We start from the raw sequence: 15,840 nt of genomic DNA on the forward strand, positions 1-15,840 counted from the left end.
GCATTCTTTGTTCTCTTTCTTTGCCTGTCCTCATTAAATATCATATCCAGTGACCAGTGCAACTTGTTTTCCACGCCCCAGTGTAACCTGATATAACTATTGAAATGTGCCGCTTTTTCACTCAAGCTGCTGATATAATAGCGCTGTTCTGTGGTCACCTTGTTTCCTATCTCCCTTGTGGAACTTATGCGTACCACCGATTTTATTGAAGCCCATGAAATACTGTTGTCTATGAAGGTAAGGTCGGTGATCACCTCGCATTTACGGCTTTCTATGCGTCCGTGCCCTTTCTCCTGGGCGAGATCTGCGTCTGCTGGAAGCTGGTTTTCAAATCGACCCTTTATCTGATCCGATAGTTCCTGTTGGTTTCCCTTGACCGATAGGATATAATCCGCCTTGTTCTCTACGATCTTCTGTGCAATATCGACTTGGGTACCCATAGCATCTATGGTCACGATGCTCCCTTCTATGTCCAGCAGTTCCAATAAAAGGGGGATTGCGGTGATCTCGTTGCTCTTATCAGAGACTTTCAATTGTCCCAATACCAGCTCATTACTGGATGCCCATGCGCTCACCATGTGTATTGGACTCTGGGAATGAAAACTATCCCTTGAACCCCTAATGCTCTTCCCATCTATACTGATGACCTCCTTTTTGATCGACTCATTCTTCAGGCTACCTGCCCATTCTACGAACATTTTTTCAAACAACTTGGGCCGAAGACCGCTGAAGACACGATTGATCGTGTCGTGTGAGGGAATCCCATGAGGCAGTTTGAGAAAACCTTTGAGAAAACCAAGCTTGGTTTTACCGAAAGCCTCAATGGAATCCCAGGATTCAGCACCACAAAGTACACCAAGGATCGACAGAATGATGATGTCACTCAAAAGATGCTTCTTGTTCCGGCTAATCCGGTGGTCGGGAAACTGTTCAAAATAGTGATGAAGGGTACTCTTTTTCTCTAACATGATGGAACAAAGATACCTCCATCAGAACATTAACGAAACACATATTACCAACATCGAAAACCTAAAAATGTGGAAACTCTCCTGAATTTTTTATTTTTAATGCGTTAGCCCTGACATCCCGCGGTAGCTTTATAACAATCAATAAGGCGCGGGGAAAGGGCGATGTTGAGATTATTTATCCCAACGGTGTGCGTATAAAGGCCGAAAATGATCTTGCCTTTGTATCACAGCTGATACGTCTGTACTGATGTTTGCGCTGGGTTCATCGCACCGCTTTTATCTTTATGATGGTTTTTGCGACATGAGAAAATCATTCGACGGACTCTGTGGACTGATCAGTTCGGGCATGCAGCGTCAGGCGACCAGTGGTGAGGTTTTCGTTTTTCTGAACCGTAGCCGTACACATATGAAGCTGCTGCACTGGGAAAAAGGAGGCTTTGTCCTTTATTATAAGCGCCTGGAGAGCGGTACCTTCATGCCGCCGAGCGTAAAAAATGGAGAATTGTCCTGGAGTGACCTGGTACTGATGGTTGAAGGTATACAGGTTGTAAAGAGCATTCAGAAAAGACGTTTCTCTTTGTCTTAAAAGTGGTTTTTTATAGGACTAAAGCTACTTTTTCCGTATATTTACACTATGGAAAATGCACTGGAAAACCTCTCAAAAGAAGACCTTCTCAAGGTCATTTCCAGTCGTGATGAAAAGATAGATTACCTAGAATCCCAACTCGCCATGTATAAGCGCATGCAGTTCGGACAGAAGCGTGAGCTCTTCGAGGGCGATCCCAATCAGGGAGTTCTTCCATTTGAATCCGAGCATGCCCAAGCGGAGCAGCAAGAGGAAGAAATCAGGCAAAAGATCGAGTATGTCCGCAAACGTCCAAACCATAAAGGGCGTGCTAAATTGCCGGCACACCTTCCTGTAGAAGAGATCGAGACCCATCCCCAAGGTGATCTAACAGATATGGTCTGCATCGGTCAGGAAATTACCGAAGAACTTGAGTGTGAACCTGCCAGGTTCTATATCAAACGCTACATCCGTTATAAATATGCAGCTAAAAACGGAGATGGTGTGTCCATGGCCGAACTTCCCGAGCGCGTGATCGATAAAGGGATCCCGGGAGCAAGCCTGCTAGCGATGATCCTGACGGGTAAATACGCCGATCATCTCCCGCTGTACCGCCAGAAGCAGATCTTTGCCAGGGAAAACATACAGATAGCCTCCTCAACCATTGAAGGCTGGACCAGACAGGCACTGGAAAAGCTGGAACCACTTTACCTGCAGCTTGTTCACGACACCAGGACCCGGGGATATCTGCAGGTCGATGAGACTAGGATCAAAGTGTTGGACAGTGATAAAAAAGGTGCTGCCCATACCGGTTGGTATTGGGTATATCATGCGCCTTTGGATGGAACCGTATTGTTTGATTATAATCCCTCGCGTGGCGGCCATGTTCCCGGGCCAATGCTGGATAATTTCAAAGGATATATGCAGACGGACGGGTACGTGGCCTACGAAAAATACGCTAAAAAGAAAGAAGTTGTGCATCTTGCCTGCTGGGCGCATGCGCGTCGTGAGTTTGAAAAGGCCCTGGATAATGACAGAGTAAGCGCTGAAAAAGTACTATTGGAGATCCAAAAACTTTATGGCGTGGAGCGTCGGATCAAAGATGGTGGGCTGGATGCCAAACAGACCAAAGAATTGAGATTGGCCGAATCGCTACCTATTATCAACGAACTGGGAAAATGGATCTTCCAGGAAATAAAAAACACGCTCCCTAAAAGCCAGATCGGAAAAGCGATGATGTATGCGTACGCCAGATGGGATGCCCTGTCGGCTTACCTGTATGATGGAAATCTGCTCATTGATAACAATCAAATCGAAAATGCCCTTAGACCCTGTTGTTTGGGACGCAAAAATTATCTCTTTGCAGGAAGCCATGAGGCAGCACAGCGGGCAGCAATGATCTATTCGTTCTTCGCTAGCTGTAAAAAACATCAGGTTAATCCATTTCAGTGGTTGAAATATACCTTGGAAAATATCATGTCCATCAACCACAAAAATCTTAAAGATCTCTATCCGCAGAACTTTAAAATTATTACCGAGAAATCAAACATGTAGTTCGTCGGACGGATACCGTTATGCCATCTTTCATATGTGTCGTGTTGAATTCTATTTGAAATCCATTTTTCTTCAATTGACAAAAGCTTTTGGCCAGTTTGCTCGTATTCGATTTGGCGTTGTTTCAATAATGTTTTATGTTCTTTTAAAGTTATCTCCATCTCGATCTCACTCTTTTCTTTTATACTGGATATTAGTTTTTCAGGAAGACTCATTAATTCTAAAGCGCCGGATAATTGTTTGTGAGCTTTTTCAGCATTTATATTATTATGGGCACTAGCGATACTACATTTATAGTAATAATAATATTTTCCCTTTACTTGCAGCACCTGTTAATAGTTTTCCGCAATGGCAGCTTAAAGCACCACGTAGTGGAATTTGATCGTCATAAATTTTCCTTTCTTTAGTACCTCTTTTTATTTTTTCATTTACTAATTTCCAAGTCGTTGGATCAACAATAGGTTCATGATTTTTTAGTGGGTATAAACCTCCTGGATTTTGTTTCCACGGTTTAACATGTTGGAATCCATAATACAAAGGATTTGTTAATATTCGCTCTACAGCTGTAGTTCCCATACGTTTTAAACCTAACTCCTTTGCCTTTTCTTTGATTTTGTATAATGCAACCCCGGAAATAAAAGCTTCATAAATATATCTAACGACTATCGCTTCACTTTCATTAATCACTAGGCGACGTTCCTCATTCTTTCCTTCTTTTTTATAACCAAAAGGTGCAGGTCCTCCTTGTATCCATAGTCCCTTTATGGCTTTTGCTGTATAGATTCCTGCATTTATGTCATTCTGTCTTTTTATATTTTCAGAATTGCCCATTAAAAATTCAAGTCCCATTATAAAGAAGGAATTATGATCCATACAATCATAAATTGATCCTCTACTAGCGCTTACAATCCTCACATCATAAAGTGCTTGAATTTTTGTAACCATATTAATGGCGTCGCCTGCGATCCTACTGAATCTTGTTAACTCAGCTACGACCAAATAATCAATTTGATCATGATTCTTTTTGATAAAGTCAAAAAGTACCTTAATATCCGGCCTATCAAAGTTTCGAGCAGTATGTCCTTCGTAGATAAATGTATCCACTATTTCCACACCACTATTATTCATCCACTGGCTTGTTATTAAATCTTGACGTTCGATACTATGTAAACTTTGACCATCACTGCTGAACCTTAAATAACGTATACCCTTTTTCATTAGCCTCCTTTATTGCTTTGTTTACCAAAATCTTAACTATTAAATTCACTAATTTTTCTTCGTTTTTTATCTTTAAGTCAGCTACATTATTGTCTTTTTATCCACTTTACCAAGATTACTGCTATCTTTTAAAACTGTATTTTTTGACATAACTTGATATTATATTAAAATCCATTTTTTATTGAATCTCCCCCCAAAACAAATCAAGTAGAAGCTCGAATAACATATATTCCCTAGTAAACCTAAATTTTCAGTATTATTTTTTTTAGGAATCGAAGCACTTCAAATTGCCGATTTTCCGAATTTAAATTCATAAGAAAGTAGTTTAAATATTAGCGGATAAAGAATTATTGTGAGTTTGACACGCTCTAAAAAATATATTAGTAAACCAGGTGTTCGTATTGGTCAAAATAGAGTTTGTCGAGAATTTTTGGCTGATAAAGGCTTCAACTGTATCTTTTAGCATTTAATTAGTAACTCATGAAGAAATCAAATAAGAAAATTGATTGTCCAAAGCTTATAATCGGGCCTGTACTAAAAAGACATAGAATACAACATGGGTATACACAAAATGAAATAGCTGATTTAATACATGTATCCAGACCGTGTTATTCATCATGGGAAAATGATTATCATGAAATCCCCTTATCCAAATTACCCCAACTCGCAGAATGCTATAATTTGGATTTAATGTCATTGATTGCCGAAATCATACAAGAAGATTCTAGGACTCATAAAAATCAGGAAAATTTCATAGCTGTACAAATAACCAATTTAAATTCGGACATAATTCAAATGAAGAAATTGTTAGGTGAGATCCTAATTAAACAAAACGATGGTTACTTCATTTAGATTAATCATAATCTTTTTTATTCTAGGTTTCATAAGTATATTTTCTATAAGAAACTTAAATTTTCAATTGAACCAAAACTCAGCTGAAAGCTCGTTAGAAATATCCTTTTCTACATTTAAAACTACACCTGAAGAAACAGAACAATATGTTACTTCAAAAATCGAAAACGCTTTATCTAGAATAGATAATATCAAAACAATTAGCTCCTTTTCTACCGAGGACAATGGCTCTATAAAAGTTTCTTTTAATACCTCTTCCAACCTATTTCAAAAAAGATTTGATATACTATTAAATCTAAGGCAAGTTTTTGAAAACTTACCTCAGGGAACAACTTTTCCGATCATATCACAAATAGGACAAGGATCAGAAAAAAAACCTTTAATATCATATTCCATAAGCGGAATAAGCAATTCCGAGATCAATTCTATAAAAACAATTTTTGAAAAAATCTTTAGAAACAATGATATCCCGGCTACTTTAGAAGTTACTGGAGGAAGTAGAAAGATTATTAATATCGAATACGATAAAAACCGAATGTTTTCAAAGAAGATTGCTATTAGTGATGTAATTTCTTCACTGCAAGGTCTTACAAACGAAAATTATCTAGGAAATGTCGCTGATCGAAGCATGAATTATTTTGTTAGATTAGCTCAGCAGTCCGTAGGCATCCCAGCATTAGAAGAGGTCGTTTTAAATAATAGTCCTTTAGTCAAATTAAGGGATATTGCGACTATTTCTGAAACTTATGAAAAAAATGATTTTTCATATAGAATCAATGGAAAAAACACAGCATTGATCCATATTTATGACAATCAATCAGAAAATGTTTTAACGACCTATTCGAAAATTTCCAAAGTTTTGGAAAAGATCAAAAAAGAACTTCCAGAAGGAAGTGAATTAAGGTTAGAACAGGACAATTCCAAACATTTGAGGAAACTCGTCAAAATAGCCGTGCTAAATGGCGGAATTACTCTTTTACTTATTGCCTTTGTTTTACTATTGTTTCAGAACTGGAAATACCTCTTAATAGTAATTTCAACCATAATTATCAATTTCTGTTTATTAGTTCTAATTTATTCTCTATTTAAGATTCCAATTGACTTAATTACCATAAATAGTATCTCCTTCATTTTATCATTTTTATGTTTTAATCTTCTAATTGCATTGGGTCAATTTGATAAAATAGGCAAAAGACGAATACAGCAATCGCAAGTAATTATATTCCTTATTGCTACTTCATTATATGTGGCGTTAGACTTTTTAGATTATCAAGATTTACAACAACTTCAATCCATATTAAAATTTTCACTAATTGTAATTGCAGTGGGAACAATTACTAATTTCCTTTTTGCAACCAGTTTACACAATTTATTAACCAACAATTCAAACAGCCAAAAGAGCATCAAAAATCTAACAATCTTTACGAATGTTAAAATAATAAAGTACAGATATATTATTTTATTTCTTTCTCTTTTCTTTACAGGGATACCTCTATTTATGATTCCTACTAAAATAGAGGGCAACAATACTTATAATAAAATTTTCGGAACGCCCTTTTTACAGGATAAGATTATTCCGGCATCCAGTTTAGCAATTGGAGGTATGTGGAGATTATTCCATGAAAATATTTATGTAAATACAGATTTTGAAGATTCGCAAGAAACTTCTTTGAATATCTATGCTGAACTGCCAATTGGTGCAACAGCAGAACAAATGAAAAGTTCACTAGAATACTTAGAAAAATTTCTTTCAGGTACAGAATATATAGACCTATATGTCTCACAGGTTTTTTCCGGACAACGAGGAACTATAAAGATTAAATTTTTAAACGATATACCCATTCATTACCCTGAAAAATTGAGGCAACAGTTAATCTATGCATCTCAAAACTTAGACGGAGTCGGTTGGACATTTTTTGGAATCGGTAAAGGGTTTAGTAATAAAATGACAAAGGAACATCCTAGTTTCCAACTAAAAATAAGTGGATATAACTTTGCCAGATTAAAAGAAATAGGTGAATTTGTTAAAACTGAGATTTCCAAAAATGACAGAGTCAATAGTGCAACTTTAGCTTCTGATAACCAATTTATTTCAGATAATAATCATGAATACAAAATGTCTGTAAATGACAGGAAACTCGCGCAATTAGAACTCGACGATAAGAATATTAAATCGGAACTTATCCTGAACAATTCGGAAATCATGGATAAGAAAATGTCAATAAGTATATCCAACGAAAATATTCCTATAAAAATCACTGCGAAAAATCAAGGTAATCTAACGATTAATGAATTTCTAACCCACCCAATTAGACTTGAAGATCGTTACATCAAACCAAATTCGTTAACGACATTCCTAAAGGCAGACAGAGTAGAATCAATAGTCCGAGAGAATAGACGATATATTCAGACACTTAATTTAAAATATGTCGGGTCTCTCGAAACAGGATACAATTACCTTTTAGAGGAAACAAATAGAATTAATAAGGAACTTCCAGAAGGTTACATAATAGATGTCTTAAGCGATTATGAAAGTTCGAAACCTCCTACAACAAAATTGCTAATATTTCTTTCTGCAACATCCTTTATCTTTATTCTATTAACAATTCGATTGAATAGTTTTAAAAAAGCTAGTTTGGCTTTTCTAATGGTTTACATATCTCTTTCAGCAATCTTTGCTACATTTTATATTGGTGATCTAAAATTTGATGAAGGGGGACAGGCTTCTTTTATATTTACCATATTAATTGGATTTTGTTATCTTCTTTATTTTTGGGAAGATTTAAGTGTGGTGGTAAAAACAAAAGGCAGCAGACTCTACCTCCGCCAGAACATTAAATTAATAAGTCTATCATTACTCATTGGGAGTGTTGGAAATCTAACTTACCTAATCACTCAATATAACGATCCTTTTTGGCCAGCTTTTTCCATCGGAGTTTTAGCATCCTCGATTGCAATTGTTGTTATTACCACATTCGTAATTCCATTATTTTCAATAAATAAGGGTTCACTAAATCATTGATTATTAAATTTTCTCGTGATTGGTAAAAATGCAAAACTAACAATCAAAATGTCAAAAATGCAATCAAAACCCTGATTGTCTTTTAATTAAATTTGATAGAACAGTAATCAATTACGGGGAAGCCTAAACCCATAATCGTAGGCATAATTTCATTAATTCATTTAACATGAAAAAATCAATTAAAAAAGTAGCAGCATTTGTTTTGTTGCTTGGTGGTATTGTAGGTACAACTTCTGCACACATCGCCGTTGGGACTTATTGTTTAAGTCTTGCCTCAGGACCATCAATTGGTAAATGTGTAAGTGCCACGTATGGAGTGGAGTGTAACCGCTACGCTACATCGGGATCAGATTGTGCTGGTAACAGAACGGTAATTGACAACATTGGTGGTTAATTGCCTTAGAGAACTGTTCAATTGAGAACAGTTCTCTTTATTAAAATCTCAAAAATTTAAAAATCAGTTATTTTAAATTTCCAATAAATGAATAATAGACTTATCAATTCTCTGCGGTTACTTTTACTTTGCAGTACGATATATGGGTGTTCAGGATCTGGTGATAATCCCGTCGAATATAAAGATGAAAACGCCAAATCTTATAAAAAGAACGCTACGCTAGAATTGACAGATTCCTACCTATTACCCGTTGATGAAAATACAGATAGTAAGATCTATGGTATTGATATTTTTAAGGATAAAAATGACAACACCAAGACGATTTCATTTCTAAATCCGTCCTCAAAGTCTATTCTATTATTCGATTTTGACAAGAAAGCAATTATTAAGAAAGTTCCCTTATTTCAGGAAGGAAGGAATAGTACGGGAGCCATCAATCTTCCTTCGATGCATAAAGTTATCTCGAAGGATTCAATTCTCTTTTTTAATATGGATTACCTAAATGTATTGAATACAAATGGGGATCTTTTGGACCGTGTTCAATTAGTTTCTGAAAACTCAATAGTTGATAACAGTCCAAAACCTAATCCAAGCACCAATTCGCCAATTATTTATAAGAATGGAACAGCTTATTTGCTGTGCGCGTATAACGTATATTATTCTCCTCAGAACGAAATCAAGGATCTGCTAAAGGTCAATCTTGCCAATAAAGAAATAAAACCATTATTCAATAGGATCAATCTATATAACTATGGATTTTGGGGCCATAACATGAACCTTTATTACTTATATGGTGCTCAGAATTCCAAAGAAAATAGTTTAGTAATGGGTTATGCAGCTGATCCCCATTTATATACATTCAGTTTGAATGATGAAAAAGTGACCCCTAGTCAATTTATCGGAAGCGAGAATTTCAAAAGTATTGATCCATTTTTATCTAACAAAAATGATAAAACTCTAAATCCCAGTCATGATGACATGGCTAAATCGGCAGAATATGAACTGACCAATCCTTCTTATTATTCAGTTTTTTATGATGACATAAATGACGTGTATGTTCGTTTAGCTTATCTACCAAGGACGAAATCGGAATATAGAGATCCGTTAACCCGCTATAAATTTAAATATAGTGCAATAATCATGGACAATAAGTTCAACAAAATTGGAGAAACAGTTCTGCCTGACGCAACAGAATTGGATTATAGAATGATATTTTTTGACAATGGGTATATGTATGTATTCAATAAAAAGAAATATAACGAGGATAACAATAACCTATATTTTGATAGATATAAACTGAAAAAAGATGCGAATATTTAAAATAACAGCTCTAATCTTATTATTTGTCTCTTGTTCCAAAGGAAACAAAAATAGCGGCTTATATAAGAACGCCTTAAATCAAAACCATATCGAGAACCAAAAATATGTAGTGGTAGTTCCTGGTGCAGGATGTGGCGGGTGTATATCAAATGCAACTTATTTTTTAGTGAATAACTATAGTAAAATAAAAGATAGTGTTACCATAGTATTTACAGGAGTAATGGACAAAAAACTGCTAAAAAATGAAGTCGGAGAAGAGTTTCTGAAAAATCCTAATGTTAAGATTGATCAGGATAATTACTTCCTGGCGCCTGAAATTGTCTCCAATTATCCACAAGTTATATCTTTCAAGGGAAATGATGGAGAAATTGGTGAAATTCAAAATTTTGATGATAATACGTATAATTCCATTATTCAATAATGAACAGGAGGATAGCATATTTTATTTTTGCTTCAGTCCTATTTTCTTGTTCTGGTGCACAAGAATCTAAGGTAATAACGGCCAAATCCACTAATTCAAAAATATCGGATAAGAATATCGTAGTACAAGCCAAAAAAGTTGATGAATCCAATCTTTCATTTTCAATTTATTCAAATGGAAAAATAGTCTCTAAAAATAATTATACCATTTATTCTCCAATAGATGGTGTAATTGTGAGATCTGAATTAAAGAATGGAAAACATGTACAGGAAAATAGCTTGCTTTTACAATTAAGAAATGACGAACTGGACTATAGTCTTCGTAAAACAAAAGCTTCTTTATTTAATAACAGTTTAACCTACAAAAGTGATTCCATTAGCCAGAGTAGATTAAACAATATTGATGAACGACAATTTACAGACACAGTATTGAAACGGCTCGAAATCGAATCTGGAGTCGCAATTTCTCAAATCGAACTTGATGAGCTGAAATCAAAGCAAAAAAAACTAGCGATCGTTTCCCCCGTTACTGGAATTATATATGATACCAAAATAGGAAATAAAAGTGTCATCAAAGAGGGAGACGAATTATTCAAGATTTATTCTACAGCCAATCTAAAATGTTCTTTTAGAATCATGGAAAGTGAAATCAAATTAATAAGAATCGGTGATAATATTAAAATCGTCCCACAAGCATTCAACGGCACCTTCCAGGCTAAGATCTCAGAAATCAATCCAATAGTTGACGAGAATGGTACCATTGAAATAATTGCGGATATACTAAATCCAAATCACCTTTATCTCGGAATGAATGTAGATGTTGAAGTATTGGTCAATCCTCAAAGGAGTTTATGGGTTCCTAAGAATGCATTGGTTAAAAGGTCAGGAAAGGATATTGTATTTACTTATGAATCTGGAAAAGCAATATGGAATGAGGTAAAGATCGGTGTAATAAATGGCGATCAAGTGGAAATCAAAAATGGTCTTCTACCGGGAAGTTCCGTAATTGTCTCCAATAACAACTATCTATCCCATAATTCTAATGTGGTACTAAATTAAGGCTACATTATGATGAAGTTTCTTTTGCATAAATCACTGGCCGTATACCTTATTTTTTTAATTGCAGTTGTATGGGGTGGCTTTTGTTTTTTCAACATTCCCGTCTCTTTGTTACCTAACATTGAGAAACCTGCCATTCAGATAAAAATAAACTATCCAAATCATGCAGCACAGTCTGTTGAATCCAATGTAACAAAAATTATCCGGGAAGGTATCAGTTCTGTAGGCTCAATCAAATCCATAGAGAGCGAATCATATAGCCACTTTGCATTAATAAACTTATCGTATGAATTCGGAACAAATATGAGTGATGAATTCATTAAACTAAATGAACGTATTGACCAGTTGCTTCCTGATCTTCCAAGCGATTTTATTAGACCGCAACTAATTAAACAAAATGTTTCAGATGTTCCGATAGTAAATCTACAAATCACACCAAAAGTACGCATAGACTTGTTGGAAGCATCTGATATCACACTTCAACTTATCAAAAGAAGGATAGAAAAAATAGAAGGTGTTTCCCTGGTTGATATCAATGGCTTAAAGACTAGAAGTGTCAGAATAATTCTGGATAAAACAAAGATCAGATATTTAGGACTCGATGAACAAAAGATAAGAGAAACGGTTCAGACAAGCGGCTCTTCTTCTGGTGCTTTAACAGTAAAAGACGGCAACTACTCCTATCTGGTCAAGATGGCAAATAATATTAGTGACATTGACCATTTAAGGGACATCTCCATTCGGCTCGAAAATAATCGTGTTATTTCATTGAGAGATATTGCAAAAATTGAATCGGTAGCGGATCAGGAAGTTGGCAAGCATTTGTTCAATAATGAAGAGGCAATTGTATTAGCGATTCACAAACAGGCAAATGCTAGAATGAATGAGGTAATACAGTCTGTCCATGATGAATTGGATTTAATCAGGAATGATTATACCAAGCTAAATTTTGATCTCACTCAGGATCAGACCTATCTCCTAAATGCAGGAATAGAAAACTTGACACAAGACCTTATTTATGGAGGCATTTTATGTGTATTACTTCTTTTTCTTTTTGTCAATAACATATCGTCTCCTATTTTGATGGGTATAAGTATTCCTATATCACTATTGCTAACTTTTATCTGTTTCTATTATTTCAAAATATCATTCAATATCATTTCGCTTTCAGGACTTGCATTGGGTATTGGAATGCTCATTGATAATTCTATTGTTGTTATTGACAGTATTTCAAGAAATTATCTGGATTTTGATCTTGAAGAAGCTTGTATAAAAGGTGCTGGCGAAGTATTCGTCCCTGTTCTGAGTCAAGTTTTAAGTACAATTGTCATCTATGCCCCACTTATTTATTTAAGCGGAATAGCTGGAGAGCTGATTTATGACCAAGCAATTGCATTGACCATTTCTTTGTTTGTTTCGTTATTTGTAGCCTTTATTCTAACGCCTGTCTTATTTTATAGTTTTAATGCAAGAAGTAAAAAGCGAATTAAATCTGGTGAGGAAACCTTTGTATTTAAGTTTATCATGAGATTTTATGATGTTTTATACGAAGTGATATTTAGAAACAGGAGGAAGTTCATTTTAGGTATTTTAATATTGATTCCTTTAGGATATCTAATAGCAGTCCGTATTCCAATACGGATCATGCCACAATTTGAAGAGAATGAAACCTCTGTAAATATAGATTGGAACGAACCGGTAGGGATACAAGAAAATGAAAATAGAATTAACGAACTCTCAAAATTACTCAATGGCGCTGTTCATTGGGAAGCTGATATCGGTATAAGCGACTTAATGATAGATATAAAAAGACGCAATATCAATAGTTCAGATATTTACTATAAATGTACAGACACCGAATCAAAAAATGCATTAGACAAGAAACTGTTAGCATATTTTAACGAAAATTATCCAAATGCCTTTATAAAAATTTCAGGCGCTAAAAATGCCTTTATACATTTATTTGAAAACGATGTGCCACAAATGGAAGTTCGGTTTCGACAAGATGCTCTTTTAGATAACAGAGATAGCGAAAATAACGTCCAACTTGTTAAAAATGCCTTACCGGAATTGAAATGGGAAAACTCCAGCAATCTATCAAAAGTTACGAATGTAAACCTTCATCTTAATGAACGAAAATTAAGTAGCTATCAGCTGGAAAAAAGTGATGTCATCCATCAATTAAAATCAATCTTTAATGACAGCGAAAAAATTAAATTTACAGGAAACGGTGATGTCTTCACTTCTCAGATCGTCGATACTGCATCCTTAAACCAGAAATTTAAAATATCTTACCTAAAGAATAGCAACGATGGATACTTTCAATTGCAAAACTTTGTATCATATGACTATTCAGATGAAGATCAATCCATTTCGGCAGATAAATTCGGATACTATAAATCAATATTCATAAATGAGATCCCTAAAGGGTCTAATATTGATAAGATTCAAAAACAATTAAATAAACTGATTGAATCAAAAAACTTAAATGCGTCCCTTACTGGGGAATTCAAAGCTGAGAAAGAGATCAAAAAAGATCTGTTCATTGTTGTTATAATATCCCTAATTCTTCTTTTTGCCCTCTTGGCCATACAGTTTGATAATTTCTTACATCCATTTGTTGTTATGTCATCATTGCCTTGCGCATTGTTTGGTTCATTCTTTACACTATGGGGTATGGGCGGAGAATTCGATATAATGGCGGGTATAGGAATTATAGTCGTTCTAGGGATAATAGTAGATGACCCTACCTTAAAGGTTGAAACTGTCAATAGGTTAATAAAGGAAGCAAAATCCCATGGCAGAAAAATTGATAGAGAGAATCTCATTTCACTTTTACATGAAGCAGGTAGAATTTGTTTAAAACCATTGATCATGGTTTCCCTCACCACAACATTAGCATTGGTACCAGTTTATTTTTCACATGGTATTGGAAATGATATTCAGCGAAACTTTGTAAGTGTCGTTGTTGGAGGTTTAAGCCTAGGAACGATACTTTCATTCTGTTTTATACCATTGGTTTATTATGCAGTAACAAAGAAAAATTCATGAAACTCCTGAAATACATTATTATATTTTCTTTCTGCTCGGCAACTAACGGATATTGTCAGAGCTCGGCAAATGATTATACATTAGAGAATATTATCGAAATCGCAAAATCCGAATCAATTGCCAATAAAATCTCGGTTGCACATCATCAAAGAAATATTGCTCAATATAATAGTTACAAAAAGCTTTTTTTACCAGAAATCAGCTTTACATCTAATATATTAGATTATAGCAAAGATTACTTTAGTGTAATACAACCATCCGGTACTATCTCATTTCAATCAAGGTCGCAAAATTATTCAACACTGGGATTGGCAATTACACAGATTGTTCCCCAAACCGGAGGGACTGTTTCAGTATCCTCCAATCTTACAAGGTTTGATGATTTTATTTTGAAAGAGAAGCAATATAATGGCATTCCTATAAATTTATCAATCCGGCAACCCATTAATGCTTACAATGAATACAAATGGTTAAATATAATTGAACCGATAAGACTTGAAAATACAAAGAGAAGAAGTGTAGCGGAACTAGCTCAAATATCGTTATTAACCACAAAATTATACTTCAATGTAATTGAGGGAAAATCTTCATTCGATCTTTCAGAAGAAGCATACAAAACTTTTCAACGATTATTAAATGAAGAAAAAGAGAAAGTGAAATTCGGGACTACATCTCTCAACAAATATTCCCAGATTGAGATCCAGATGCTAGATGCCGAGAAATTAAGAAATGCGGCATTGGAAGATCTAAACAACTCCATCGTCGAACTGTCCGATTATATTGGTATTCACATTTCAAAAGACAATGAACTTCGCTTACCTTCCCAATTACCTGAAATTAAAATTGACAATATAGACCTGGTATCCAGCATGGAAAAAAACATGGCTGAGTATACTGAATTTAAAATTAAAGCTCTTGAAGCTCAAAGAGATTTGGAAAAAGTAAAAAAAGAAAAATATAAGATTAATGTTGGACTCTCTGTCGGATATAATTCTACTGATAATCATTTAGGTAATGTTTATAGTAGGGCTAATCCAAGACAGAGCGCTACTTTATCATTAAATTTTCCGATTCTCGATTGGGGAAGATTAAAAGAAACCGCAAAAGCAGCTGAATATAATTTAAAGGAGGTGGAATTAGCTATTGAAAGTGACAAAAAAATAATACTCCAAAATATGCGGCGCGCAGTTAATGGTATTGAATATAGTATAAAAGATATTGAAATTTCGAGGAAGATGCTTGAAATTGCAAAACAACGATACTCTTTACTGATCGACCAATTCTCCACAGGAAAAATTACGGTTACAGATCTAATAAACTCCCAACAAGAAAATAACGTAGCTAATCAATCATATATAAGATCATTAAGAAAATATTGGGAAAATTACTACGAACTAACAGTTTTTGTAAAATAATA

At 34.9% G+C, this 15,840-nt stretch carries 13 protein-coding genes; 10 read left to right on the forward strand and 3 right to left on the reverse strand.

What is annotated here, in order from left to right:
* A partial coding sequence (locus DCO56_RS24830; protein WP_108636397.1) for an ISAs1 family transposase occupies window positions 1-968 on the reverse strand: 968 nt, incomplete at its 3' end.
* 247 nt (window positions 969-1,215) lie between these two features.
* On the opposite strand from DCO56_RS24830, the gene tnpB reads away from it, so the two are divergent.
* Entirely contained in the window at window positions 1,216-1,554 is a 339-nt protein-coding gene (gene tnpB / locus DCO56_RS24835) for an IS66 family insertion sequence element accessory protein TnpB (protein ID WP_108636398.1), read from the forward strand.
* 48 nt (window positions 1,555-1,602) lie between these two features.
* Complete coding sequence (tnpC, locus tag DCO56_RS24840) at window positions 1,603-3,087, forward strand: IS66 family transposase (RefSeq protein WP_108636399.1); 1,485 nt, start codon at window positions 1,603-1,605, stop codon at window positions 3,085-3,087.
* Here tnpC and DCO56_RS29115 read toward each other — a convergent pair.
* Both DCO56_RS29115 and DCO56_RS24845 read right to left on the reverse strand, forming a co-directional pair.
* On the reverse strand, window positions 3,042-3,416 hold the full coding sequence (locus DCO56_RS29115; RefSeq protein ID WP_146191133.1) for a hypothetical protein: 375 nt from the start codon (window positions 3,414-3,416) through the stop codon (window positions 3,042-3,044). The genes tnpC and DCO56_RS29115 overlap by 46 nt on opposite strands.
* Window positions 3,379-4,305 carry a recombinase family protein gene (locus tag DCO56_RS24845; protein ID WP_108636400.1) on the reverse strand — a complete coding sequence of 309 codons (927 nt, stop codon included), beginning with the start codon at window positions 4,303-4,305 and terminating at the stop codon, window positions 3,379-3,381. Before DCO56_RS24845 ends, DCO56_RS29115 begins: the two co-directional genes overlap by 38 nt.
* Before the next feature lie 480 nt (window positions 4,306-4,785).
* On the opposite strand from DCO56_RS24845, the gene DCO56_RS30115 reads away from it, so the two are divergent.
* The 8 genes from DCO56_RS30115 to DCO56_RS24880 all read left to right on the forward strand — a co-directional run bounded on the left by DCO56_RS30115 (window position 4,786) and on the right by DCO56_RS24880 (window position 15,838).
* On the forward strand, window positions 4,786-5,157 hold the full coding sequence (locus DCO56_RS30115) for a helix-turn-helix domain-containing protein (RefSeq protein ID WP_108636401.1): 372 nt from the start codon (window positions 4,786-4,788) through the stop codon (window positions 5,155-5,157).
* The gene (locus DCO56_RS24855; protein ID WP_108636402.1) at window positions 5,141-8,179 is read left to right on the forward strand and encodes an efflux RND transporter permease subunit; all 3,039 of its coding nucleotides are present in this window, start codon (window positions 5,141-5,143) and stop codon (window positions 8,177-8,179) included. The genes DCO56_RS30115 and DCO56_RS24855 overlap by 17 nt, the downstream gene beginning before the upstream one ends.
* A 166-nt stretch (window positions 8,180-8,345) precedes the next feature.
* On the forward strand, window positions 8,346-8,573 hold the full coding sequence (locus DCO56_RS29120) for a hypothetical protein (protein ID WP_146191134.1): 228 nt from the start codon (window positions 8,346-8,348) through the stop codon (window positions 8,571-8,573).
* 87 nt (window positions 8,574-8,660) lie between these two features.
* Window positions 8,661-9,893, forward strand: a complete 1,233-nt coding sequence (locus DCO56_RS24860) for a DUF4221 family protein (protein ID WP_108636403.1) — start codon at window positions 8,661-8,663, stop codon at window positions 9,891-9,893.
* A complete protein-coding gene (locus tag DCO56_RS24865) occupies window positions 9,880-10,314 on the forward strand; it encodes a hypothetical protein (RefSeq protein ID WP_108636404.1) in 435 nt (144 codons plus the stop codon). Before DCO56_RS24860 ends, DCO56_RS24865 begins: the two co-directional genes overlap by 14 nt.
* Complete coding sequence (locus DCO56_RS24870) at window positions 10,314-11,372, forward strand: efflux RND transporter periplasmic adaptor subunit (RefSeq protein ID WP_108636405.1); 1,059 nt, start codon at window positions 10,314-10,316, stop codon at window positions 11,370-11,372. Before DCO56_RS24865 ends, DCO56_RS24870 begins: the two co-directional genes overlap by 1 nt.
* 9 nt (window positions 11,373-11,381) lie before the next feature.
* Window positions 11,382-14,423 carry an efflux RND transporter permease subunit gene (locus DCO56_RS24875; RefSeq protein ID WP_108636406.1) on the forward strand — a complete coding sequence of 1,014 codons (3,042 nt, stop codon included), beginning with the start codon at window positions 11,382-11,384 and terminating at the stop codon, window positions 14,421-14,423.
* Complete coding sequence (locus DCO56_RS24880) at window positions 14,420-15,838, forward strand: TolC family protein (RefSeq protein ID WP_108636407.1); 1,419 nt, start codon at window positions 14,420-14,422, stop codon at window positions 15,836-15,838. The genes DCO56_RS24875 and DCO56_RS24880 overlap by 4 nt, the downstream gene beginning before the upstream one ends.
* Window positions 15,839-15,840 lie beyond the last annotated feature (2 nt).

The organism is Sphingobacterium athyrii (assembly GCF_003071065.1).
Classification (GTDB): domain Bacteria; phylum Bacteroidota; class Bacteroidia; order Sphingobacteriales; family Sphingobacteriaceae; genus Sphingobacterium; species Sphingobacterium athyrii.